This window comes from Sphingobium boeckii, assembly GCF_014199215.1.
GTDB classification, from domain to species: Bacteria; Pseudomonadota; Alphaproteobacteria; order Sphingomonadales; family Sphingomonadaceae; genus Sphingobium_A; species Sphingobium_A boeckii.
Window position 1 is genome coordinate 995218 of the sequence record NZ_JACIJC010000001.1, and the last position, 25297, is coordinate 1020514.

A 25297-nucleotide genomic window follows, 5' to 3' on the forward strand; every position below is an offset into this window, starting at 1 on the left:
AAGTATTGATGAACGACTTTCGTTTTCTACACGCCGCCGATATCCATCTCGACAGCCCGCTCCGTGGCCTGTCGCGATACGAGGGGATGCCGGAGGACGAAATCCGCAGCGCGACCCGGGCTGCCTTCGACAATCTCATCCAGCGGGCCGTCGACGAGGCCGTCGACTTCGTATTGATCGCCGGAGACATTTTCGACGGCGATTGGAAGGATATGGGTACTGGGCTCTACTTCGCCCGCGCCATGGGGCGACTCAACCAAGCTGACATCCCGGTCTTCCTCCTCTCGGGCAACCACGACGCGGAGTCGGTGCTAACCCGCAGCATACCTTGGCCGCCGAATGTGAGGCTTTTCGGGACGAAGCGGCCCGAGACCCACACGCTTCCTGACCTCGCGGTCGCGGTGCACGGACAGAGCTTCGCGACGCCTGCTGTGACAGACAACCTCGTGCTCGCTTACCCCGACGCGACCGACTACCACTTCAACATCGGGATGCTCCACACCGCCCTGGCAGGCCGGCAGGGGCACGCCGCGTACGCCCCGTGCAGCCTCGAAGATCTCAAGTCTAAGCACTACGACTACTGGGCGCTCGGCCATGTCCACGAGCACGAGATCGTCTGCGAGGACCCGCACGTCGTGTTCCCCGGCAACACGCAGGGACGCACGATCCGCGAGACCGGTCCGAAGGGTGCCGTGATCGTGACGGTCGGGGATGCGCAGGTCGTCACCATCGAGCGCGTCGAGCTCGACGTGCTGCGTTGGGCGCGCGTCGAGGTGGACTGTACCGACGCGACGGCAGACGCCGTCCCATCCCTCATGCGCGCATCGCTCCTATCGGCCTGGCAGAGCAACGCGGCTGGCCTGCCGCTGATCGCGCGAGTCTCGCTGACGGGACAGACCGCGGACGCTGGTCTGCTCCACGATGGTGTGACGTCCCTCCGCGATGATGCCCGCGCGGTCTCCGCGTCAATATCGCCAGATCTGTTCATCGAGAGGGTAAAGGTGCTGGTCGCGCCGTTGGCGCAGACGCAGGAGATGGTGATCGGGGACGACTTCGCGTCCCTCATCGGACAGGCGTCGACCGACCCGACCCTAGCCGCCCTGCTGGCTGAGGACCTCGCTCCGTTCCTCCTCGCTGCCCAAACCGCGCTCGGCCAATCGCCGGAGGACGCGGATGACGAGGGTTTGCGGCGGTCCGCGAGCGACAGCAACTGGACGGAGGTATTGGAGACGGCGACGCTCGCGCTCCGATCCCGTCTGACCGGGGAGGCGTAGAGATGCGCTTCGTCGACCTCGCACTCGAGCGCTACGGCCACTTCGACAACTGCACGCTCTCCTTCCGCGCCGGCGAACCCGACCTCCACGTGATCTACGGCGCGAACGAGGCCGGCAAGACCACGTCGATGGCGGCCGTATCGGACCTGTTGTTCGGCTTCCCCGGCCGTTCGCCCTACAACTTCATCTATGACTATTCACTACTAAGGGTCGGAGCCGTACTTGAAGACGAGGGCCGGACGATGGCCTGCCGCCGCAAGAAGGCCGCCAGCGGAACGCTCCTCGGCCCTGACGACAAACCCATCGACGAGGGGCCACTGCTCGCCATGCTCCGAGGCCAGACGCGGGAGACATTCGGCCTGTCGTTCAGCCTAGATCAGGAGGGCTTGCGCGCCGGCGGGAAGGCGATGGTCGAGGCGCGCAACGATCTCGGGAGGGCGCTGTTCGCCGCCGGATCGGGCCTGACCGGTGTTTCCGACGAGCTGGCGCGCCTCGAGGAAGAGGCCGACGCCATCTGGGGGCCACGCGCGTCGAACAAGAGGTCGTTCACTGTCGCGCAACGAGAGCTCGAGACTAACGCGCGGGCCATCCGTGAGCGGTCGCTGAGGCCGAAGACCTGGCTCGATGCGAAGGCGGCGGTGGCGACGGCGCAGGGTGCGCTGGACGACGCGCGGGGACGGCGGGACGAGCTGCTTGCCGAGATCAGCCGAGCGGAGCGGATACGGCGGATCGCTCCTTCGGCACGTCTTCGGGCGGATCATCTGGCGGCGCTCGCGGAGTACAGCGCGACCGTCGACATCCCAGCGCAGCGCGAGGACATGGCCGAGGCCGCGATGGCCGACGTCGCTCTCGCAACGAGGGCGAAGGCCGCTGCCGCGAAGCTTGCCGATGAGGCGACCGAGCGCATGAAGGCGCTCGTGGCCGACGCGGAGATTCTCGCCCAGGCAGATCTCATCGACGAACTGGTGACGACTTCGGGCGCAGTCGTGAAGGCAGGCAGCGACATGGTCCGGCTGACGACTGAGCAGGCCACGCGCGCCGGCCGTATCGAGATCCTCCGGGAAGAGGCCGGCGCACTGGCAGCGGACCCACCGTCCCGGATCGCGAGTGCAAAGCTGCGCGAACTTGCGCTCGCGCACGTCGAGGACAAGTCGGCGCTCAGTCAGATAGCCGAGAGCGAGCAGGAGCTTGAGGAACGACGGCGGATTGCACCAAACACCTCGCTGACGGTCGACGACGGCTCGCCGGACGAGTTGAAGAGGGTGGTCGCCGCCGTCGATGCAGCACGCGCGCTCGGCGCCGACAGCGACGCCCGATGCCTGACACTGCGGAGGATCGCCGACTCGACCGCCGCCTCGCTCTCCCAGGCGCTCGTCCGGCTTGCACCATGGAACGGCGACGCCTCGTCGCTCCTCGAACTCCCGAGGATCGGCCAGGTCGAGGTCGATGAAGTGCGCACGACGCTCTCCGATCTGACCACCGAGGTCGACCGCGAGCTGGCGACCGCGGCTCGCTCCAGGGAAGAGGCCGCAGCCCTCTCCCTCCAAATGGACCAACTAGCGTCAGGCAAGGCAGTATCGGCCGACGAAATCGAGAGCGCGCGGACTGAACGCGACGGACGCTGGCGTCCGATACGCGATCATGTGCTCTCCGAAACTCGACTCGATGCCCCTACGGAAGTTGTCTCCGCATTCGAAATCGCCCTCGCTCAAGCCGACGAGCGCAGCGATCTCAGGTTCGCGGCAGCCGACGAGTCCAGCCGACTGACCGACATGGGCAACCGCGCCGCGAAGCTGCTGTTGGATGCTGATCAGGCGGACATCCGCACCGCGACCTTCACCCGGCGCCGGGAGGCAGCGCGCACCGCGTGGGGTGAGAAGCTCATCGCCGCGGGCCATCTCGATATGGAGCCGACCCGCTTCGTTGGCTGGAGCGCCGAGAGAGCCGCCGCGGAAATGGCGCACGCTGCTTCCGTCGCTGCCGCCGAGGAGGCCGATGCAGCCATTGCCCGAAGGGTGACGGTTCTTGAGGGACTCGCCTCATGCTTGCCTGAAGGCGATGCTGCACGTGAGGGCGTCGAGATCGCTCCCGTCCTGACCTCCGCCGAGCGCTTGAGGACCGACCTCGAGATGCTCCAGCAGCAGCGGCGGCTCGACGAAGCCGCAGCGGCACGGATCGAGCAGGATGCCGAAGCGCTGGGGAGGCGGAGGAAGCGGCTTGAAGATGCCGCATTCACCCGTAGCGACCAGTGGCGCCAGCAGCTTGAGCAGACCGGGCTGAGCCTCGAGATCGAGAGCGCGATCGCCACTCTAGACGTGCTCGACGAGCTGCGCGTCGAGATTGCGGCCCAGTCGGACCTGAAGGGACGGCTGGACGGCATGGTCAGGGACTCTGGCGAGCACAACAGCAGGGTCGTCGCGGTGGCCGATGCGCTTGGCATCCCAGCAGCGAAGGAAACCGGTGATCGACTGGCCTTGATGCGCACCAGGCTCACAGCCGCGCGGTCCACCGCCACCGTCCTCGACACCCTGCAGGCGACGGTCAGCAGCCGCGACGACGAGATAGCCGCGGAGGGCGCCAAGTTGACCGCGGCGCTGGATTCGCTGGCGGCTCTGATGAAGGAGACGGGAGCCGCGGACATCGACGCGCTGACCGGCGCGATCGAGCGCTCGCGGGCGGCACGGGCCCTTCGCGCTTCGGTCGCCGAGACCGAAACTGCGATCAAGTCGGCCGGCGACGGCAAGGGTCTGGAGGAACTGCTCGATTCACTCGAGGGCGTCGACCCAGACGGTCTGGCGGCTAGGACGCAAGCCCTCTCGTCCGAGCTCGCCGACCTCAACGCGGGAGTAGACGCGGCTGCGGCGGCCCACGGGGACGCGCGAAGGGCCTTCGCGAGCCTCGAGAAGGAAGGGAACAGCGCAGTGGACGCGGCGACTGACGCGGATCATGCCCGCGCGGAACTGGCCGTTCTCTCCGAGCAGTACATCCTGAAGCGAGCCGAGGCGGTGACGCTGCGCTGGGCCATCGAGCAATACCGCGAACGCCATCAGGATCCGATGCTGCTGCGTGCCTCTGAACTGTTCTCCACCCTCACGATCGGACGCTACGCAGCGCTGCGGATCGACAACGACGCTAGCACGCCGCGGCTGCTTGGGATGCGGGACGACGGCAGGACGGTGGTCGAAGTCGGCGCCATGAGCGAGGGCACGACGGATCAGCTTTTCCTGGCGTTGCGCCTCGCCGCCGTCGAGCAGTCCGTTGCTTCCGGCATCCGCCTACCGTTCCTCGCCGATGACCTCTTCGTCAACTTCGACGACGAGCGATCGCAGGCCGGGTTTCGCGTTCTCGCGGAACTTGCCAGGTCCACCCAGGTCCTGTTCTTCACCCACCATCCCCACCTCGCGTCGATCGCACGTTCGGTGGTCGGGGTCGACGTCCACTCGGAGTGCTCGCTGGCTTGAGACCGGTGCCGCCCGAACTGCTTCCGGCGTTCAAGCCGAACTGGCTGGCCGCCAGTGCATTGACGGAGCGGCTGCGTTTCGTGGATGCGACCGCGCTCATGCACCTATCCCGCGGCCTGACCTTCGATCCGCTGCGATCGGCCGAGGTGTTGGACGACGCGCTGTGCGCCCTCGACGAGAAGACCTTCAAGCCATGACCGACGGCCGAGTTCACGACAATAAAGCCCGTACTCGTCTCTATCCCCAATTAGCGCATGGCTATTTGTCGTGGTGGAACGAAAAGCGGCGTTGGATCAATGAGCCAATTGAAGTCATCCCCCAAGGAGTTAAGGCACCTTATTCGTTTGCTGAAATAGGAGGAACCGTAAAGGTCGAAAATCTGTTGGCTCTAAATATTGGTGGTAATAGAAAAAGACTGGTTTATCCATATTTTAGCGAAAAGCCCGTCATGCAAGATGACGTTGCTCGCCTGGGATTGTGGCTTATGGGACAAGCACTTCCGAAATATCAGATTGAGGATATGAGAATTTTGGATGTTCTTAGGGGAGTAACATTTTCAATCGACAAGAGCCATCTGCTTGGAAACGAGGGCGCGATTTTTGTTGAGCGATACGCAAAAATGTTATCGGACTGGCGGGGGTTTCTCAGGGACTTTGCTGACTAGATCGGAGATCGTTCCGATCTGGAGCAGGTTTTTTTGCGGAGCCGTTCCGGTTCTTTTTTCCGTGGCGATTATCCGAATATAGAAGCTATGCACGAATGCGGATCGGGGAGGATAAGTTGATTGTTCCGCTAACTAAGCGAAAGAAGGACGGTACGCTCTACCTCCGTCCCGACAACGTCGAACCGCTGTTGAAGTCCCTTTCCGATCTACCGCGCGATGTCCTGCTCGAACGGGCGCGCATCCGCGATCGCAAGCATCCGGACTACGTTCCCAGCGAGTGCCTGCTGCATTTCATCCGGGCCAGCCGTCGCGACAACTCCGATGCCTGGTTCGAACGGTTGTACAAGGTGCTCGTCGAACGGGTCCTGAGGGCGGTCCCGCGAGTGGAGGCTTCCGGGAACAGCGCGTCGCTTGCCAACGAGCGCATCCGCAACTCGGTGTTCGACCGCTTCGTTGAACTGCTCGCGAAAGATCGCAAGGAGCTGGACGACAAGCTCGACTTCTTCGAGGTGCGGTTCGACCTCGCCATCAAGCGCCTTCGCCTCGACGCGCAGGAGCGGGTGTGGCGCGAGGAGAACCGCAGCGATTCCATTGACGACGAATCCGGCGGCGCTGGCGACGACGCGGCCGAAGCCACCTCGGCCAGCCCGTTCGACGCGGATAATTTTTCCGATCCGCTTTTCCGGGAGCGCCTCTATGTGGCGATTGACGCCCTGTCACCGGAACAAAGCAGGACCATGCACCTGCTGCTTCTCGGGTGGCAGACCCATTCGAACGATCCGGCCGTCATGACGATCGCGAAGGCGCTGGGCTGCTCGGATCGGTCAGTTCGCAACTATCGGGACCGGGCGATGAAGACGCTCGGCGCCCTATTCAATCTTGGGGACGACCAATGACCTCCAATACTCCGCCCCTCACGCTCGAGGCTGTGCTTGACCACTTCCAGATGGAGGAGATCCACGATGGTGACGTGCTCGCACGCTACGTCCAGGCGCATCCACAGTTCGCCCTCCAACTCATCGACCTCTCCAGGCTGATCGCGACGTCCGGCGTGGAGGACGAGAGCCCGCTGTCCGCCACCGAGCAGTCGCGCATCGATACGGCATGGATCGCGCACAAGGCTGCTGGCCCGGAAGTGCCCCCGGCCGGCGATCCGCTCGCCGCGCTGGTCGGAGAACCCAGCAAGGCTCTTGCGCGCAAACTCGGCGTGCCGCGCCAAGTGATCACCTGCTTTCGCGAACACAAAGTGAAGGCATCGAGCGTGCCTGGCCACGTCCTCCAAGACTTCGCCGACGCGCTGAATGTTCCCGCGGCGCACGTGATCGCGGCCATGCAGCAGCCTCCTTCAATGGCGATGGGCAGAAGTTACAAGTCGGACGGCAAACCCGGCTCGGGCGAACAGGATACCTTCGAGCAGGTACTCATAGATGCCGGCGTATCCGAGACGGATCGCGCGCGGCTGCTCGCCGGCGTCGCCTGACGCATGGACGCAATCGAGCTAGGTCGCCAACGCGCTGCGGAACTGCACTCCGACGCCATCGCGCGCGAGCTCGATCCGACCGATCCATACGCGTTCGCCGTCGCCGTAGCAAAGGCTCGCGGCCTAGACGTCGAGGCGACGAATCCCGGCGGCGCCAGCCTGGACAATGGCCGCGCGACGCTGGTGCCCGCGGACGACCTGATCATCCACGAGAACATCGGCTCCCGTTTCGAACAGGCCTTCCTGGTCGCCCACGAGATCGGCCACCACGTGCTGGGCGACGCCACTGCGTCTCCCACCGTGCTCCGCGCCGACATCGCACGGCCATCCGAGCCCTCACCGACAGGCATTGACCGGGTCGTCGACTATGGCCGGCGCCAGCGGCGCGAGGTGCAGATGGATCTCTTCGCGCGCGAGCTCCTCCTTCCGCGCGAACTGATGTGCCGCCTTCATCTCGAGGACGGTCTGACCGCCTCCCAGATCGCCGCGCGCATGAACGCCCCCTTCGACGCCGTCGCGCAGCAGCTGCTCGACGCGCTGATGCTCCCGGTAATCGAACCAGGTGAAAAGGTGCGCCAGGAGCATCCGCTGAACGAGGCCCAGGTGAAGGGGGCCGGACATCGCGGGCGCGCCTACCTGCTCGAGGCTGGCCCTGGCACCGGGAAGACCCAGACGCTCACCGCGCGAGTCGTCCAGCTGCTCGACGAGGGCGTCGATCCGCGCAGGCTGCTCGTCCTCACCTACTCGAACAAGGCCGCCGGCGAGATGGCCGAGCGCATCGCGGCGAAGAAGCCGGACCAGACCGCGGCAATGTGGATTGGCACCTTTCATGCCTTCGGGCTCGACCTCATCCGGCGCCTGAGTTCCGAATTCTCTCTCCCCGACGATCCTCGAATGATGGACCGGGTCGAGGCGGTCGAACTGCTCGAGGCGGAGTTCCCCAAGCTCGCGCTCGACCACTATCAGGACCTCTACGATCCGACCCGCCTCATCGGCGACATCCTCGCCGCCATATCGCGGGCTAAGGATGAGGTTGTCGGCGCCGATGAATACGCACGCCACGCGGAGGAGATGCGGATTGCGGCGCAAGGCGCGGAGCCGCGCAACACCGACGCCCTGAAGGCCGCCGAGATCGCCCGCGTCTATACCCTCTACGAGAAGCTCAAGCGCGACCGGCGGGCGATCGACTTCGGCGATCTGGTCTCGCTCCCCGTCGAACTGCTCGAGGCGCGACCCGAGATCGCCACCCAGCTGGGAAAGCTGTATGATCATGTGCTCGTCGACGAGTACCAAGACGTCAACCGGGCGAGCGTGCGTCTACTCAAAGCGCTACGTCCGACCGGCGAGAACCTCTGGGTGGTCGGAGACGCACGGCAGTCGATCTATCGGTTCCGAGGCGCTTCCCCGATCAGCACGTCCAAGTTCACGTCGGAGGACTTTCCGGATGCAGCGTCGGGCAGGCTGGAGATCAACTACCGTTCAGCCGACGAGATCGTCACCGCCTATTCCGCTTTCGCCGCCGAGATGACGGCGAGTTCGACGAGTTCCCAGCTGAAGGCCCATCGCGGCGCCAGCGGCAACCCGATCGAACTCAGGCTGCGCGCGGCAAAGGATGAACAGTCCATAGCGATCGCCGACGGCATCAGCGAGATGCTCGCCGCGGGCGTCGCCTATCGGGACCAGGCCGTGCTGTGCACAGGAAACGAGCGCCTTGGCGAGATCGCGCGGAACCTCGAGCGGATGGACATCCCCGTCCTCTTCCTGGGCAGCCTGTTCGAGCGCGGTGAGGTGAAGGATCTGCTCTCGCTCCTTTCACTGCTCACCGACCGTCGTGCGATGGGACTCGTCCGCACCGGCTGCATGCCCGATTTCGCCATGTCGCTCGGCGACGTCGGCGCCGTGCTGGACTCGTTGCGCAACGAGGAGCGCGAACCGCTGGACTGGCTCGTCGAGCGTCACGGCCTGCCCATTTCAGCCGAAGGACATGCCGCGCTCGACAGGCTCGCCTTTGTGCTCGACGGCTTCGATGCCGACGCGCCGCCCTGGCGGGCGCTGGCCGTCATCCTTCTCGACCGTACCCGCATCGCGGCGCGTGTCGCGGAGGCGGGTTCAGTCGCCGAGCGCAGCCAGGGCATCGCGCTATGGCAGCTGATGAACTTTCTCCGGGTCCAGCCGCGCGAGCAGGGCCGTGCCGTGCCGCGTCTGCTCGACCGCATCCGGCGGCTGGTGGCGATCGGCGACGATCGCGATCTCCGCCAGCTACCGTTGGCGACGCAGGGGCTGGACGCCGTTCGCCTGATGACCATCCACGGTGCCAAAGGCCTCGAGTTCCGATGCGTCCATCTCCCCGGCCTCAACCAGGACACGCTTCCGAGCTACCCGAAGGCGCCGGCCTGCCTGCCGCCGGAAGGCATCATCGCCGGCGTGACCGGCGACGTGAAGGCGACGTTGTGCGCCGGCGACGCGGAGGAGCGTGAATGCTTGTTCTACGTCGCCACCTCGCGCGCGCGGGACCGCCTCTTCCTCTATGCCGCGACGGAGAAAACGGACGGTAAGAAACGTCCTCTGTCCGACTTCCTTCCTCGGCTGGGGCCGGCCGTAATCCGACGCACGCCGGTTCTCATCCACGCCCTCCCGCCCGCACCCGAGGCCGAGCCGATTCTGCTTTCAATCGGCGGGCCAATCCGCCTGCGGGACTCGCAGGTCGCTATGCTGGATAAGGACAAGTGCAAGCGGCGCTTCTTCTACACCCACGTGCTCGGCATCGGTGGCCGTCGGACCGAGACCGACTACATGCGGATGCACGAGGCGGCGCGGTCGGTCGTGCGCGCCATTGTCCGCGACGGGCTCGACGTCTCGAACGACGCCCATCTTCGCGCAGCCGTCGAACAGGCCTGCGACGATCACGGCCTCGACACGCCGGGCAGCTTCGCGGAACTGCGCGCGGCGGCGATCGCGCTCGTGACCAGGTTCCGGCGATCGCGCGACGTGCATCAAGCCGAGATGCCAGCCGCGCTTTCGCTGCAGATCGGAAACGATCAGATCGCGTTCAGCGCCGATGACGTCCTCATCAACGCGCAGGGTGCCCGGATCTACCGTCGCGTTCGCACTGGCGTGTTTCGCAAGTCGGACACCGAGAACCTCGGCGTGGCGACCGCGCTGCTCGCCCTAGCGGACAACGCCCCCGGTGCGGTCGCGCAGGTCGTCCATCTGACCAGCGACAAAGTCACACCGCTCAGTCTCTCCGCGCTGGTTCTCGGCCGGCGCCGCGATGCTTTGGGTGCGGCGCTGACGGGCATCCGCGCCGGCAGCTTCCCGACCGCCCCCTCGCAACGGGTTTGCCCCGGCTGCCCCGCCTTTTTCATCTGCGGTCCGGTGCCTGCTGGAACGCTGCAGAAAGATTTCTAACCGTCTTTCCGGTCGGTCGCCACTGTCCCGATTGTCCTTCCATAGCCGGGCTGACCCGGCAGAGCACGAAGGACAAACGCAAAATGAACTCCCCCGAACTCCCCGAATACGACGACGTCGGCGAAGCGGTCCGCGAGGGTCGCGCCCTGCTGCCGGCAAATGCATACCGCATCCAGTTCGCCCTCGAGAACCTCGACTTCCGTCCGCTCAGCGTCGCCGACCCGATCCCGCTGGGCCGCCAGGTCCTTGAGGCGGCGGGGCTCGAGCCCGACCGCGGCTATAGTCTGTTCGCGATCCTCGACACGGGCGACTTCGAGGACATCCGTCTCAACGAGCCGTTCGACCTGCGCGGGGTGGCCGCGGAACGTTTCGTCGCCTTCCTCACGGACCGCGAATTCAAGTTCGAGGTCAACTCGCACGAGGAGCGTTGGGGCAAGCCCGCGATCAGCGGCCAGATCCTCAAGCAGCTCGCCAAGCCCGGTCCGGACGAGGCGGTCTTCCTCGAAGTGCGCGGCGGAACCGACGTCTTGATCGAGCCGACCATGCTGGTCGATCTGAACGCACCGGGCATCGAGCGCTTCTACAACGCGCCGCGTCCCCCGGTTGAGATCGAGGTCATCGTCAACACCCGCCCGCGCCTGGTCCGCGGCGCGACGGTGACCTTCGAGCAGATCGTCGAGCTGGCATTCCCCGGTCTGCACGATGCCAACGTCGTCTTCTCGATGACTTATCGCAAGGCGGCCTCGACGCCGCACGCCGGTGAGCTGGGCGCCCACGGTTCAGTCACCATCAAGCAGGGGACGGTCTTCAATGTCACGCGCACTGTTCAGTCGTAACGCCGACCTCGCAAAGCTTCGCGAGGAAGGCTATTTCGTCCAGGTCGTCGGAGGGTTCCTCGTCATGCGCGAGGTTCCCTACGTCGATGCGAACCGCAAGGTCCGCAAAGGCACCCTGATCTCGAGTCTCGCGCTGGCCGGCGACCAGACCCGGCCGCCGGACACCCACGTCCTGCATTTCGATGGCGACTACCCGTGCTTCGCGGACGGAATCCGAATCGCGGCGATCGCAAACCAGACGACGCACTTCGATCTGGGACACGGGCTGACAGCCGAGCATGCCTTTTCGAGCAAGCCCGACGGCGGCTATCGCGACTATCACCACAAGATGAGCACCTACGCGTCGATCATCGCGGGCCCGGCCGCGGTGCTCGACAGCACCTCGACACCCCGGCCCTACCGCGCGCTCGATGAGGAGGAGGACGCTGACAGCGTGTTCAACTACGTCGAGACAGCGTCGGACCGCGTCGGCATCGGTGCGCTCACGGCGAAGCTCGCGGGACACCGTGTCGCGATCATCGGCCTCGGCGGGTCCGGCAGCTACATTCTCGACATGCTCGCGAAGACTCCTGTCGCCGAGATCCGGATGTTCGACGCCGACGAGTTCCTTCAGCATAACGCATTCCGAGCGCCAGGCGCGCCGAGCCTCGAAGAACTGCGCGAGGCCCCCCTTAAAGTGAACCACTTCAAGGCGATCTACGAGCGCATGCACCGCGGCATCACCGCGGTACCCCAGGCGATCGCGGCGGATAACCTCGATCTGCTAGACGGCATCGACTTCGCGTTCCTGAGCCTCGACGCGGGTGAGGCCAAAGCGCCACTCGTCGAACGGCTCCATGCACGCGGTGTCGGGTTCATCGACATCGGCATGGGCCTGGAACTAGGCGATCATGGGCTGAGCGGAATCCTGCGGGTGACGACCAGCACGCCGGCAACCCGGGAGCAAGTCAGCTCGCACGAGCGCATTCCCCTGGCCGGCGGTGGGGATGGCGACGTGTACGCGTCCAACATCCAAGTCGCAGACCTCAATGCGCTAAACGCGGTGCTCGCGGTGATCAAATGGAAGAAGCTGTGCGGGTTTTACTGTGATCTCGAGAACGAACATCACTCGACCTATACGCTCGACGGAAACATGCTCCTCAACGAGGACCAGTCGTGATGCAGCACACGGTCCTCGAGCATCGCTTCGTCGAGCACTTTCCCGAAACCCTCGAGCCGGGGGTGCTCTATGTGTCCCTCGAATTCGGCAGCGCCGCCCACAGCTGTTGCTGCGGCTGCGGTGAGGAGGTCGTGACGCCGCTCACCCCAACGGATTGGGACATCACATACGACGGCGAAACGATCACGCTGCATCCTTCGGTCGGCAGTTGGACACTGCCCTGCAGGTCGCACTACGTGATCCGTCGAGGGCGCGTGATCGAGGCACCGCCGTGGACAGACGCCGAGATCGCGGCAGAACGACGGCGTGACGGCCGTGCCAAGGCGAGTCACTTCGGGCAGAATGAATTTAACCCCGCGCCTTCCTCATTGCCTGAGGTAACCGTCGGAGCCGCCCGTGCGCCCGAACCGCCAGTCGGACACTGGTGGCAGCGTCTTCTGGCATGGTGGTGCAGCGTGCGGAACTGACGCAAAGTCGCTGGGAAGAGGCAGCCCCTCGCCTCAGCGGCCAATCATTTCAGCTACTTTGACGGCGTAGCGATCAGTCATCCCGGAAACGAAGTCCGTCATGGCGTGCAATGCGTTGTAGGCGTTTGTTGCCGTCGTGACAGGGAACTTGAGCGCACGCGCCAACTGCACATGGTAGGAGCTAAGTTTGCTCCTATCCCACCCGTGGCTGCGGAGGTCATCAAGCAACGGAACGATGCCGTCTAATGCCCGGTAGATAACGTTACGGCCTGACACCTCAAGTTCGGTCTTGCGCGGCGCACTGAATATCCGCTGTTTGGCAACCTTCTTGATGGCTCCAAATTCCTGCGAAAGCCGCGATGCCTCAACAAGCGACACCGCGAAGGAGCCGCTCATGATCTCAGCATAATTGTCCTTGAAAGCGTCGGCACACGCATCAATCGCTCCCTTTATGGCGAGGGCACGATGACGCGATACGGTGCCGGATTCCTCGTCATCGACATAGATCTTGTTGGTTTTGGACATAACCGGCGTGAGCAATTCGCATACAAGATCGAAACTGATATCACCGGCGAGGTAGGCATCCTCCAAGTCCATGACATTGTAGCAAATGTCGTCCGCGGCCTCCATTAGGAATGCTAGCGGGTGACGGCGCCACCACGACCCTACGGGCGTGCCGTCTTCACGAATGACGTCGGTTTTCAGCAGACCAAGTTCTTCCGCTACGCTCGCAAACGTCTCAATGTCGTTGTCGAAAAAACCGAATTTCTTCAGACCGATATAACGGTTCCCGTTGATCTCTCCCTCCGTGCCTACCTGTTGCCGAACGCTTGCTGCCACGGGATATTTCGCGAAGGCGCCGAGCGAACCAACCGCAAGCCGCAGTCCGCCCTCGTTCTTATACATTTCGGTTCGGGTCAGGATGCGAAAGCCCTGAGCATTACCTTCGAATGCGATGAACTCTTCGCGCTGGTGTGTATCAATTTCAGCCAATACGCCGTGTGACTTGGAGAAGCGATCGGCAAACCAAGATCCGATCGCACTCTCGCCCGAATGACCGAAAGGCGGATTGCCAATATCGTGCGCCATGCACGCAGCTTGTACGAGGCCTGCAATGATCTCAACGTCCGACGCTTTCACCTCTTTCTCGTCGGCTAGCCAGGAACCAACAGAAACGCCGAGATCATGACCGACTGTCGCAACCTCTAAGCTATGAATAAGCCGGTGATGGATATGATCGTTGTCGTAGAGTGGATGGACCTGCGTCTTATTCGCTAGGCGACGAAAGGGCTGTGAGAATAGAATACGATCGATATCCTGCCGGTAAGCCGGGCGATATGGATGTTGAACATATTTCGGGTCGTTAAGCCGATCGAGCTTGAGAAGCTGGTGCCACTCCATTATGTTGTTTCCCCACATTGAGATGGCTCGATCAAAGTGCCTCAAGACACAGACCCGTAGTGATGGAAGCCTCGCATATAAGCAATGATGTCTTACGGAGGTCCAACCCTCAATTTGAATTAATGTCGGCTTTCTGGATCAGCCGCATCGAGCCTGAATGACCGCATTGCGGCGCAAAGCACAAACACGGCGCAGCGCCGCCGATATTCGCTATTCGCATAGTGACGCTCCAGCGGACCGATCATAAAGTTCCAGCCAAGGGAGCTTCGGCGCGTTTCATCCGGTTCATGAACGTACGACTACTTCCTCCGAATTCCGCTCCAAACCGGACTGTCGCGAATGTCCCATTTGTAGCCGTAAAAGGACTGACGGATTGCCCAGAAGTCGATGTCACCAGGCGAGCGCTGGCTAAATCGTCTGAGTGAGTACGGCATCTTCTGACACTGCGGCTTCTAACCAAAATTATGGGACATTACGCAGACTCGATGCGGGTGAGGCGCGCCCTGAGCGCGTCTTCCGTTACGATTTCGACGGAAGCGCCGCCGTTCAGGAGCTCCTTGGCACGCCGATATTCATGGCTTGCGTGAACGAAACGCCCAAAAGGTTGTGTATTGGCAATCACGAGCATCGTCGTGGTGATACCCACCGAGGCAACGATCCGAGCGCCTGCGCCAGCAATCCAATGGGCAACGGTGCCATCGCGCGGCGCGCCGAGGATGGCGACCCGCTCTCCTTTCAGCGGACCCGAAGATGCGGGTTTAGGAGCAATTCCTCCGCGCTTTTTCACCGGCGTCAGCCAACCGGCGAGATCTATTCCGGTGTGATCGATGGCCCTGACCACCACCATCCCCGCTGCGCGAGCGTCGCTCAAAGCGTCGTGGTGCTTGTGCTTCACGCCCAGGAAGCGCGTCAAAACGTTCAGCCGATGGCTTGGTAATTCGGGCCATGCGCGCTTGGCGACGCGAACGCTGTCGAGCCATGTCGTCTCGATCGGAGCGCAATCGGTGAGACGACAGGCCGCCGCGAGGGCACCCTTGTCGAAATAGGAATGCGCGACAGTGATCCGCCCAGAGAGATGCGCATCTACAATCGGGTGGACTTGCAAGAAGGACGGTTGTCCGACCACGTGATTGGCGCAAATTCCGTGGATCCGCGTGTTGAATGACGAAAACTCGTCCCGCGGATCAACCAGCGTTTCATAAGCGAAGGTCTCGACCCCGTCTCGGAAACCGACGATACCGACCTGGCAGATACTGCTTACCCGAGAGCAGGCCGTCTCCACATCGATGACTACGAAATCGAGCGGCGCCGGCTGATTTTCCGGGACAGAAATATTATCAACAATGGACGATGCGCTGCTCACTGAATTGGACATAATGTCAGGCGGCCTCTCTCGCAATCTGCGCGCCTTCAAACAGCGGAAGCGCGCCATCCTCGACAACAGCTCGATCGAAGTTTGAGACGGTCACTCCCACCAGCCGAATGCCTTTTTCGGTCGGAAGCACCGATCGAATCAAGGCCATGCTCGCGTCGCGCAGGTCGGCCTGAGTGGTGACAGGCGTTCCATGCGTGCGGCTCCGCGAAATGTTATGAAAGTCGGCATATTTCACCTTTACGGTGACTGTCCGACCATAAGCGTCGGCTTTCTGGCACCAGGCCCAGACGTCGTCAGCCTGACCGAGCACGCCAGCGACGATTTCGTCATCTCCCATCAGATCGCGGTCGAACGTTGTCTCTGAGCCAGAGGATTTGCGTTCCCGATTGGGATTGACCGGCCGATCATCGATGCCTCGCGCGATGTCGTGATACCAGTCGGCCGAACTGCCGAAATGCTCCTGCAGGAAGGCCATCGGCTTGGCGCGCAGGTCGGCGCCCGTCTCGATCCCGAGCCTTGCCATTTTCGCGGCCGTCACCGGACCCACACCGTGAAACCGGGATACGGGCAACGTCTCGACCCAATCGGCACCCATGCCCGGCGTGACGGCGAACTGTCCATTCGGCTTACGCTGGTCGGAGGCGAGTTTCGCCAGAAACTTGTTATAGGAGATGCCGGCAGAGGCGGTAAGTCCGGTGACTTCGAATATCCGTTTCCGGATCGCCTTGGCCGTCAGCCAAGCCGTCGGGAGGCCCTGACGGTTGTTGGTCACATCGAGATAGGCCTCATCCAGCGAGAGCGGTTGGATCAGATCCGTGAACTCTTCAAAAATCGCGTGGATCTGCCGAGACACCGTCTTGTAGACATCGAACCGCGGCGGCACGAATATGAGCTGGGGACAGCGCCGCATCGCAGTGACAGACGGGAGTGCCGAGCGTACACCATGCACACGGGCTTCGTAGCTGGCAGCAGCGACCACACCCCGCGCGGCTGCATAGCCCACGGCAACGGGTCGACCTCGAAGGCCGGGATCGTCACGCTGCTCCACAGACGCGAAAAAGGCGTCCATGTCGACGTGGATAATCTTGCGGTGCTCGGATTCCGCCATGGTCTCGCCATAACCGATCTCGAACAAAAAGAGAACGAATAGTTTTGGTAACTGGGGCTTAGCACAGGGCGAACATCGGCACGCCACCGACCAACGCTGCTTATTGGCGCCACGGCGCCAAAAAGTGTGTCGCCAGGGCGGCGTCTACCTGCCGAAAAATAACCGCCAATTTGGTGGATTGCTTTGATGATGGGTTGCGTTGCCAATCCGTTCCGGCAAGAATCATTCCATGGCCGAACTTAAATCCAGCATTGAACATTTGCCCGAACGCGCGCGGGGTGATTTGGCGCGGCTTGTCGAAATCCTGCACGAAGAATTTGCTTCGGCCATCGCCGACCGCAAAGCACCGCGGCTGCGGGACGGGAAAATCCTGAAGATCGTGCTGTTCGGCTCATATGCCCGTGGCACGCAGGTGGTGGATCCCGTGGGCCGTTATTTCTCGGATTACGATCTGCTCGTGGTGGTCGATCACGAGGATCTGACTGACACCTTTGAGTATTGGGCCATGGCAGAGGAGCGGATGCTTAAGGAAATGGCTCAAGGGGAGTGGCCTCAGCCCTTCAACTTGATCGTCCACTCGCTTGATGATGTGAACTATAAGCTCCGTCTAGGTCGATACTTTTTCATAGATATGATCAAGGATGGGATCGCACTTTTTGAGTTGCCGGGTTTCCCGCTTGATGAATCGCTGGTGCTAGAAGAGGCCGAGGCGAAGTCAGAAGCCCAAGATTTCTTCGATGATTATTTTACTGCTGCTGTAGATGCTCGAAAGGGTGTCGACGCGTTTCGCAGCATCGGAAATCCGAAATGGGCAGCATTCATGCTGCACCAGTCTGCAGAGGCTGCCTATTACTGCCTCCTTCTGGTCATCAAACTTTATATGCCCAAATCTCACAATCTCAATTTCCTTTCCGGGCAGTGCGAGCAGATCGACAGCCGGCTGATCGGGATATGGCAGAAAGACAGCAAATTCGGGCAGCGTTGCTACGAACTGCTCCGCGCCGCCTATATCAAGGCGCGCTATTCCAAACATTATAAGATCACCGATGAAGAGCTGGATTGGCTGAGCGCGCGGATCGATGAGCTGCACGCGCTGACCAAGGTGATCTGCGAGGAAAGACTGGCCAAGATCTGATCCGGCGTGCAGCGCGGCTGGCGATTCTGATCGCCGACCCGCTATTATGGCGCGCGCCAGGAAAACCGGGTCCAATTTGCATCATGATCGCACGTGAGCGCACACCAGCGTAATTTCCAAATGCGCGAATTGAGCCGATTTTAAGCGCCTGACCGGATGCACCCCTGCACCGGGGGAGGCGTTCGATGACACCCACCAAATTGCTCATTGGCCAGATCTTGACCGTGTTCGCGATCGTGATCCTCGGCGTCTGGTTCGCGACGCAATGGGCGGCTTCCATGCTGGCCTATCAGCCCGAACTGGGCGCTCCATCCTTCCTGATCGGCGATATGCCAGTGTATCAGCCCTGGGCGCTATTTGCCTGGTGGTATCATTTCGACGCTTATGCGCCCCATGTGTTCGACAAGGCTGGGGCCCTGGCCGGCGCGAGCGGGTTCATCGGCTGCGGTGCCGCGATCGCCGGGTCGCTCTGGCGTGCACGCCAGTCCTGCATGGTCACGACCTATGGCTCGGCGCGCTGGGCCACGTCCCGCGAGATCAAGGCCGAAGGCCTGCACGGCGACGCCGGCGTCTTTCTGGGACGTCGCGGTTCCCACTATCTTCGGCATGATGGTCCCGAGCATGTCCTGACCTTCGCGCCGACCCGGAGCGGCAAGGGCGTTGGTCTTGTCGTGCCGACCTTGCTGTCCTGGACCGGTTCGGCCGTCATCCACGATATCAAGGGCGAGAATTGGGAGGTGACCGCCGGCTGGCGGTCGACCTTCTCGCACTGCCTGCTGTTCAATCCGACCGATCTTCTCTCGGCGCGTTACAATCCGCTGCTCGAAGTGCGCCGCGGCGCCAACGAGGTCCGCGACGTCCAGAATATCGCCGACATTTTGGTCGATCCCGAAGGCGCGCTCGAACGCCGCAATCACTGGGAGAAGACCAGCCACTCCCTTCTTGTCGGCGCCATCCTCCACATTCTCTATGCCGAGCAGGACAAGTCCCTCGCCCGGGTCGCGACCTTCCTGTCGGATCCCCAGCGCAGCTTCGTCGCCACGCTGCGGCGCATGATGACCACCAACCATCTGGGCGACGCCGACCATCCCGTCGTTCACCCCGTGGTGGCCTCGGCCGCGCGCGAATTGCTCAACAAGTCCGAAAATGAACGCTCGGGCGTACTGTCGACCGCCATGTCGTTCCTCGGGCTGTACCGCGATCCAACCGTAGCCGCGGTCACCTCGCGCTGCGACTGGCGGATCGCCGATCTGGTCGATGCCGCGCAGCCCGTCTCGCTCTATCTGGTCATTCCCCCGTCGGACATCTCGCGCACCAAGCCGCTCATCCGCCTCATTCTCAACCAGATCGGCCGGCGGCTGACCGAGAAACTGGAAGCCGAACGCGCCAAGACGGGCCGCCACCAATTGCTGATGATGCTCGATGAATTTCCGGCATTGGGACGCCTGGACTTCTTCGAGACCGCGCTCGCCTTCATGGCCGGCTATGGCATCCGCGCCTTCCTGATCGCCCAGTCGCTCAACCAGATTTCCAAGGCTTATGGCGAGAACAACGCCATTCTCGACAATTGCCATGTCCGCGTCGCGTTCAGCACCAATGACGAGCGGACCGCCAAGCGGATTTCCGATGCGCTCGGCACCGCCACCGAACAGCGCGCCATGCGCAACTATGCCGGCCACCGGCTCGCGCCCTGGCTCGCCCATGTCATGGTCAGTCGCCAGGAAACCGCCCGACCGCTGCTGACCCCAGGCGAGATCATGCGATTGCCCGCGACCGACGAGATCATATTGGTGTCGGGGCTGGCACCGATCCGCGCGAAGAAGCTCGTCTATTATAAGGACCGCAACTTCCGGGACCGGGTCCAGCTGCCGCCAGTCCTGTGCCCCGTCACCTATGCCGATTGCCCTGCGGCGCGCGCCGACGATTGGGCCGGCGTGACCGGCTTGAGCGACCCGCGTCTCGAGGCCGCGGTCGAGGCGCAGGAGGCCGCAGAAGTGCCGGCCGACGACGAGGGCGGGGCGCAACAGCAGCGTCACCCCGGTCTCGCCGAAGAGACGGTTCATCTGCTTCCAGAGCCTGATCCCGCTGGCCAGGGCGAATTTGCCGACGATCAGGACGACCCCCAGGCCGAGCAGCGCGCGATGGCGCGCGCCCAGTCGACCGGCCTGGTCGTGCGCGCATATGCCCTCAACGAAGGCGCGGGGCCTGACGACCTCGTGCCCGATTTCTGAAGGGCGCGGACATGAAACCCCGCCATCATCTCTATCTCGACGTCGCGCTGACGACCGAGCTCGAGGCACTCGTGCGCAGCCGGCCCAAGCTTACCAAATCGGCTGTCGTGGCCGATGCGCTGCGCAGCTATCTCAAATATGGCGCGCGGCACGAAGTGGACGAGCTGCTCCGCAAGCGCCTCGACCGCATGACCGCCGAGACCGCTGGCGTGCGGCGAGACCTGCATGCCTTGTCGGAGGCCTTGGCCTTGTTCATCCGGCACGAGCTGACCGTTCAGGCACCGATTGCCGAGGGCGACGAGGCGGCGCGTGCCATGGGTCGCGCCCGCTTCAACCAGTTTGTTCTTCAGGTGGGTCGCAATCTCGCCAATGACCGCCTTAGCCTGGGCGGCGGCGAAGGGGAGGGGGCATGATGCGTCCCACCGAATCCGACGACCGGCGCCGCGTCATGCTGCAGACCGCCATGGGGTCTGCCATCGCTGCCGCCATGGCCGATCCGCTCGTCATCGAAATCATGGTCAATCCCGACGGCGCGCTCAGGATCGATCGCCTGGGCGAAGGCTGCAGCGATACCGGCGTCAGGCTGACGCCCGCCGCGGTCGAGCGCATCATCCGTCTGGTCGCAAGCCACGCCAAAAGCGAGGTGCACGGTGCGAGCCCCATCGTCAGCGCCGAGCTGCCGCCGCACGGGGCCGGGGCAGGGGAGCGGTTCGAAGGCTTGCTTCCGCCGGTGTCCACGGCACCCTGCTTTGCCATCCGAAAGCCTGCGGCGCGCATCTACCGGCTGACAGACTATGTCGCCGACGGCATGATGACCGCGCTGGATGCCGACGCGCTCGCGCGCGCCGTGCGGGAACGCCGCAATATCCTGATCGCGGGCGGCACCAGCTCGGGCAAGACCACGCTCGCCAATGCCCTGCTCGGCGAGATGGCCGACCTTGGCGAGCGCGTGATCCTGATCGAGGATACGCGCGAGCTGCAATGCGCCGCCCCCGACACGGTCGCGCTGCGCACTCGGGCGGGGCACGTCTGCATGGCGGATCTGGTGCGTTCGACCCTGCGGCTGCGGCCCGACCGGATCATCGTCGGCGAAGTGCGCGGCGGCGAGGCCTTCGATATGCTCAAAAGCTGGAACACCGGCCATCCCGGCGGGATCGCGACCGTTCACGCCAATAGCGCGCGCGCCGCGCTCTACCGGCTCGAACAGCTGATCCAGGAAAACGGCATCGTCGGACCGCGCCGCCTGATCGCCGAGGCCATCGACAGGATCGTGTTCATCGCCGGGCGCGGGCTCGAGCGCCGGATCGACACCATCGCCCATGTCGCCGGCCTCGATCCGCAAGGCGATTTCGCGGTGATCGACGCGGTTCACCCGCCGGTCCCGCCTATTGGCGAGACGCTGGGAACACCCTCCAGATCCGTCGAGGCCAACGCCCTCGAGGTCGAGCCTTCTCACCGCCAGCCAGCTCCGTGCCAGCCCACCAGCCCCAACCAAGGAGAATTGATATGAATGTCAAAACCCTCAAGCCCCGCCGGCATCTCGCGGCCCTGGCGCTCTGCACCGCGCTCGCCATAACGATCGTCACATCAGCCCAGGCCGCGGGCTCCGGCATGCCCTGGGAAGAGCCGCTGCAACAGGTGCTCGAGTCGGTCCAGGGGCCGGTCGCCAAGATCATCGCGGTGATCATCATCATCGTCACCGGCCTGACGCTCGCCTTTGGCGAGAATTCCGGCGGGTTCCGCCGGTTGATCCAGATCGTCTTCGGCCTGTCCATCGCCTTTGCCGCCTCGTCCTTTTTCCTGAGCTTCTTCAGCTTTGGCGGCGGCGCGCTGATCGCATGACGGCCGGCCCCCATGTCCCCGGGTTCGAAGCCCCGATCCACCGGTCTCTCACCGAGCCGATATTGCTGGGTGGCGCGCCGCGGACGATCGCGATCATCAACGGCACGCTCGCGGCAGCCCTTGGTCTGGGTCTGCAGCAATGGATCGGCGGGCTCGTCGCATGGGCGCTCGGCCAGACGCTCGCGGTGTTCGCGGCCAGGCGCGATCCCGACTTCGCCGCCGTGCTCCTCCGCCATCTGCGCCAGAAAGGATATCTTGCATGCTAGCGCTTCGTGAATATCGGTCGCGCGCCGACCGGCTTGCCGATCATCTGCCCTGGGCTGCGCTCGTCGCGCCCGGGGTCATCCTGAACAAGGACGGCAGCTTCCAGACGACCGTGTCCTTTCGCGGACCCGATCTCGAAAGCGCGACCGAAGCCGAATTGGTGTCGATCTGCGCGCGGGCGAACAATGTGCTGCGTCGTTTCGGCTCGGGTTGGGCCTTGTTCTTCGAGGCCGAACGCCGCGAGGCGCTGCATTATGCGTCGAGCCATTTTCCTGATGCGGTGTCGCAGCTGGTCGACGAGGAGCGCCGCGCCGCCGTCGACGGACAGGCGGGGCGGCTTTTCGAGAGCCTGACCTGGCTGACCTTGGTCTGGATGCCGCCGGCCGATCAGGCCGACGCCGCAGGCGAAATGCTGATCGAACGCGGGCGGAGCGAGCCGGGGCGCGACTGGCGGCAGGCGCTCGCCAGCTTTGTCTCGGAAAGCGCGCGCGCGCTTGATCTGCTGGGCAGCTTCATGCCCCTGGTCCGTCCGATGAGCGACGACGAAACGCTCACCTATCTGCACGGGACGATATCAGCCCGGCAGCACGCGGTCCTGCCACCGGACATCCCGCTCTATCTCGACGCATTTCTGGCCGATACCCCGCTGGTCGGCGGTCTCGAGCCGATGCTCGGCGACAAGCATCTGCGCACGCTGACCGTGCTCGGCTTTCCCAATATCAGCCGCCCCGGCATTTTGGACGCGCTCAATCACCTGGGCCTGTCCTACCGCTGGTGCTCACGCTTCATCGCGCTCGACAAGAGTGACGCCACGCGGGCGCTCACCAAGATGCGCCGCCAATGGTTCAACAAGCGCAAGTCGATCACGGCCCTGCTGCGCGAGGTCATGTACAATCAGCCCGCGCAATTGCTCGACAGCGACGCCGACAATAAGGTGGTGGACAGCGATCTCGCGCTCCAGGCGCTCGGCGGCGATCATGTCGGCTTTGGCTATCTGACGACGACCATCACCGTGACGGACACCGATCGGCTTGCGGTCAATGACAAGGTCCGCGCGGTCGAGCGCGTCGTGAACGGTCTCGGCTTTACGACCATCAGCGAGAAATTGAACGCGGTCGAAGCCTGGCTCGGCTCGCTGCCGGGACAGGTCTATGCCAATGTCCGCCAGCCCCTCATCCACACGCTGAACCTCGCGCATATCGTCCCTTTGTCTTCGGTATGGGCCGGTCCCGCGCGTAACGGACATCTGGAAGGTCCGCCCCTGCTTCATGCGGAAACCGCCGGATCGACGCCCTTTCGGCTCTCGACCCATGTCGGCGATGTCGGCCATATGCTGATCGTCGGTCCCACCGGTGCCGGCAAATCAGTCCTTCTCGCGATGATCGCCTTGCAGTTCCGCCGCTATCCCGGCTGCCAGATCTTCATCTTCGACAAAGGGCATTCAGCACGGGCGGCGGTCCTCGCCATGGGCGGCGCGCATCATCCGCTCGGCAGCGATGCGGCGGGAGAGGCGATGGCGTTCCAGCCGCTGGCCCGGATTGATGACCCGGTCGAGCGCAGCTGGGCGGCAGAATGGCTGGCAGCGCTGCTGGCGCACGAATCGATGATCGTCACCCCCGAGATCAAGGAAAGCCTCTGGTCCGCGCTCACCAGCCTGGCATCGGCGCCGCCCGCCGAGCGGACGCTCACCGGGCTTGTGCTCTTGGTGCAGTCGAGCGCGCTCAAGGCAGCGCTCCAGCCCTATACGCTCGACGGCCCCTTCGGGCGCCTGCTCGACGCGGCTGAGAGCGCGCTGACGTTCAGCGACATCCAATGCTTCGAGACCGAAGCCCTGTTCCACCAGCCCGGCGTCGTGGCACCCGTGCTCACCTATTTGTTCCACCGGCTCGAGGAACGCTTCGACGGGCGGCCGACCCTGCTCATGCTCGATGAAGCCTGGGTGTTTCTCGACCATCCGCTGTTTTCCGCGCGTATCCGCGAATGGCTCAAGGTGCTGCGCAAGAAGAATGTCGCCGTGATCTTTGCGACCCAGTCGCTCGCCGACATCGCTGGCAGCAGCATCGCCCCTGCCATCATCGAAAGCTGCCCGCAGCGGATCTTCCTGCCCAATGACCGCGCCATCGAGCCCCAGTCGCGCGCAGCCTATGAGCGGTTCGGGCTGAACGATCGACAGATCGAGCTGGTCGCGCGCGCCACGCCGAAGCGCCAATATTATCTGCAATCCCATGTCGGCAACCGGCTGTTCGAGCTGGGCCTCGGGCCGATCGCACTCGCGCTGTGCGGTTCGTCCGACGCCGCCACCCAGGCGCAGATCGATTCTTTGCTCGCCGAACACGGTGTCGATGCGTTCGGCGCACGGTTCCTCAGACAAGCCGGGCTTGGCTGGACCTGGCCGCATCTCACCAGTCTTCCCAGCCCTAAAGAAGGAGAAATGCCATGCGACCCTGTTTTTTGAGTGCCTCGGTTCTGCGCGTCGCTGCAATCGGCGCGGCCGCGGTCACCGCTTTGGTGCCGTCATCCCCGTCGCTTGCGATCCCGGTGTTTGACACCGCCAATTACACCCAGAATCTGCTGACCGCAGCGCGCACGCTCCAGCAGATCAACCAGCAGATCCAGTCGCTGCAGAATGAAGCCGCGATGCTGACCCAGATGGGAAAGCATCTGCAGAAAATCGATTTTCCCCAGCTGCACGCCATGAGCGAGACCCTGGCGCAGGTCGATCAGCTGATGGCGCAGGCGCAGGGCATCGGCTTCCGGGTCGATGGGCTCGATACCCAATTTCGGTCGCTTTATCCCGACACGTTCGACCAGAGTTTGCGCCTCGACCGCCGCGTGGCGGACGCCCGCGCGCGGCTCGACGCTGCCATGGCCGGTTTTCGCCAGACCATGACCGTCCAGGCCAAGGTGGCCGAAAGTGTCCAGGCCGATGGGGAGACGTTGCTCGATCTCGTCGCCAAGAGCCAGGGTGCCGTCGGATCGCTCCACGCGCAACAGGCCACCAATCAGTTGCTCGCACTGGCCGCCAAGCAGCAGTTCCAGTTGCAGAATTTGATGGCGGCGCAATATCGCAGCGAAACCAGCGAGATGGCGCGGCGGGTCCAGGCCGAGCGAGAAGCGCGCGCGGCGACCAAGACGTTTCTCGGTTCCGGCAAGGCCTATGAGCCTCGTTAGGCCCGCCGGACGGGCTTGAGC

The 25297-nt window shown here is 63.5% G+C and carries 21 protein-coding genes; 18 read left to right on the forward strand and 3 right to left on the reverse strand.

Going from position 1 to position 25297, the window contains the following annotated elements:
- Nucleotides 1-8: 8 nt before the first annotated feature.
- From FHS49_RS04755 to FHS49_RS04800, 10 genes are all read left to right on the forward strand, one after another.
- Nucleotides 9-1274 (forward strand): metallophosphoesterase family protein, encoded by a 1266-nt coding sequence (locus tag FHS49_RS04755; RefSeq protein ID WP_184015718.1) that lies wholly within the window; start codon nt 9-11, stop codon nt 1272-1274.
- Between the two features lie 2 nt (nt 1275-1276).
- The gene (locus FHS49_RS04760) at nt 1277-4735 is read left to right on the forward strand and encodes an ATP-binding protein (protein WP_184015720.1); all 3459 of its coding nucleotides are present in this window, start codon (nt 1277-1279) and stop codon (nt 4733-4735) included.
- Entirely contained in the window at nt 4732-4932 is a 201-nt protein-coding gene (locus FHS49_RS04765) for a hypothetical protein (RefSeq protein WP_184015722.1), read from the forward strand. Before FHS49_RS04760 ends, FHS49_RS04765 begins: the two co-directional genes overlap by 4 nt.
- Nucleotides 4929-5399, forward strand: coding sequence for a hypothetical protein (locus FHS49_RS04770; RefSeq protein WP_184015724.1), 471 nt, complete (start codon nt 4929-4931; stop codon nt 5397-5399). The genes FHS49_RS04765 and FHS49_RS04770 overlap by 4 nt, the downstream gene beginning before the upstream one ends.
- 95 nt (nt 5400-5494) lie before the next feature.
- Entirely contained in the window at nt 5495-6295 is an 801-nt protein-coding gene (locus tag FHS49_RS04775; protein WP_184015726.1) for an RNA polymerase sigma factor, read from the forward strand.
- A complete protein-coding gene (locus FHS49_RS04780) occupies nt 6292-6879 on the forward strand; it encodes a hypothetical protein (RefSeq protein WP_184015728.1) in 588 nt (195 codons plus the stop codon). Before FHS49_RS04775 ends, FHS49_RS04780 begins: the two co-directional genes overlap by 4 nt.
- 3 nt (nt 6880-6882) lie before the next feature.
- Nucleotides 6883-10287: a UvrD-helicase domain-containing protein gene (locus FHS49_RS04785; protein ID WP_184015730.1), complete on the forward strand. Its 3405-nt coding sequence runs from the start codon at nt 6883-6885 to the stop codon at nt 10285-10287.
- 83 nt (nt 10288-10370) lie between these two features.
- Nucleotides 10371-11123, forward strand: a complete 753-nt coding sequence (locus FHS49_RS04790) for a multiubiquitin domain-containing protein (RefSeq protein WP_184015732.1) — start codon at nt 10371-10373, stop codon at nt 11121-11123.
- Nucleotides 11098-12282: a ThiF family adenylyltransferase gene (locus FHS49_RS04795; protein WP_184015734.1), complete on the forward strand. Its 1185-nt coding sequence runs from the start codon at nt 11098-11100 to the stop codon at nt 12280-12282. Before FHS49_RS04790 ends, FHS49_RS04795 begins: the two co-directional genes overlap by 26 nt.
- Entirely contained in the window at nt 12282-12749 is a 468-nt protein-coding gene (locus FHS49_RS04800; protein ID WP_221240368.1) for a ubiquitination-like system serine protease family protein, read from the forward strand. Before FHS49_RS04795 ends, FHS49_RS04800 begins: the two co-directional genes overlap by 1 nt.
- 33 nt (nt 12750-12782) lie before the next feature.
- On the opposite strand, the gene dgt is transcribed toward FHS49_RS04800, so the two are convergent.
- The 3 genes from dgt to dinB form a co-directional block, all read right to left on the reverse strand.
- A complete protein-coding gene (gene dgt / locus FHS49_RS04805; RefSeq protein ID WP_184015738.1) occupies nt 12783-14150 on the reverse strand; it encodes a dGTP triphosphohydrolase in 1368 nt (455 codons plus the stop codon).
- Between the two features lie 472 nt (nt 14151-14622).
- Nucleotides 14623-15525 carry a 3'-5' exonuclease gene (locus tag FHS49_RS04810; RefSeq protein ID WP_221240369.1) on the reverse strand — a complete coding sequence of 301 codons (903 nt, stop codon included), beginning with the start codon at nt 15523-15525 and terminating at the stop codon, nt 14623-14625.
- A gap of 4 nt (nt 15526-15529) precedes the next feature.
- Entirely contained in the window at nt 15530-16633 is a 1104-nt protein-coding gene (dinB, locus tag FHS49_RS04815) for a DNA polymerase IV (protein ID WP_184015746.1), read from the reverse strand.
- Nucleotides 16634-16862: 229 nt separating this feature from the next.
- Between dinB and FHS49_RS04820 the strand changes: the two genes are divergently transcribed.
- The 8 genes from FHS49_RS04820 to trbJ all read left to right on the forward strand — a co-directional run bounded on the left by FHS49_RS04820 (nt 16863) and on the right by trbJ (nt 25276).
- Nucleotides 16863-17768: a HEPN domain-containing protein gene (locus tag FHS49_RS04820; protein ID WP_184015748.1), complete on the forward strand. Its 906-nt coding sequence runs from the start codon at nt 16863-16865 to the stop codon at nt 17766-17768.
- Nucleotides 17769-17953: 185 nt separating this feature from the next.
- Entirely contained in the window at nt 17954-19999 is a 2046-nt protein-coding gene (locus FHS49_RS04825) for a conjugal transfer protein TraG (RefSeq protein ID WP_184015750.1), read from the forward strand.
- 11 nt (nt 20000-20010) lie between these two features.
- Nucleotides 20011-20412: a CopG family transcriptional regulator gene (locus FHS49_RS04830; protein WP_184015752.1), complete on the forward strand. Its 402-nt coding sequence runs from the start codon at nt 20011-20013 to the stop codon at nt 20410-20412.
- Complete coding sequence (trbB, locus tag FHS49_RS04835; protein WP_221240399.1) at nt 20412-21509, forward strand: P-type conjugative transfer ATPase TrbB; 1098 nt, start codon at nt 20412-20414, stop codon at nt 21507-21509. Before FHS49_RS04830 ends, trbB begins: the two co-directional genes overlap by 1 nt.
- On the forward strand, nt 21506-21841 hold the full coding sequence (locus tag FHS49_RS04840; RefSeq protein WP_184015754.1) for a TrbC/VirB2 family type IV secretion system protein: 336 nt from the start codon (nt 21506-21508) through the stop codon (nt 21839-21841). The genes trbB and FHS49_RS04840 overlap by 4 nt, the downstream gene beginning before the upstream one ends.
- The gene (locus tag FHS49_RS04845; RefSeq protein ID WP_184015756.1) at nt 21838-22107 is read left to right on the forward strand and encodes a VirB3 family type IV secretion system protein; all 270 of its coding nucleotides are present in this window, start codon (nt 21838-21840) and stop codon (nt 22105-22107) included. Before FHS49_RS04840 ends, FHS49_RS04845 begins: the two co-directional genes overlap by 4 nt.
- A complete protein-coding gene (gene trbE, locus FHS49_RS04850; RefSeq protein WP_184015758.1) occupies nt 22101-24560 on the forward strand; it encodes a conjugal transfer protein TrbE in 2460 nt (819 codons plus the stop codon). Before FHS49_RS04845 ends, trbE begins: the two co-directional genes overlap by 7 nt.
- Nucleotides 24542-25276 carry a P-type conjugative transfer protein TrbJ gene (gene trbJ, locus FHS49_RS04855; protein WP_184015760.1) on the forward strand — a complete coding sequence of 245 codons (735 nt, stop codon included), beginning with the start codon at nt 24542-24544 and terminating at the stop codon, nt 25274-25276. Before trbE ends, trbJ begins: the two co-directional genes overlap by 19 nt.
- The last annotated feature ends 21 nt before the right edge of the window (nt 25277-25297 follow it).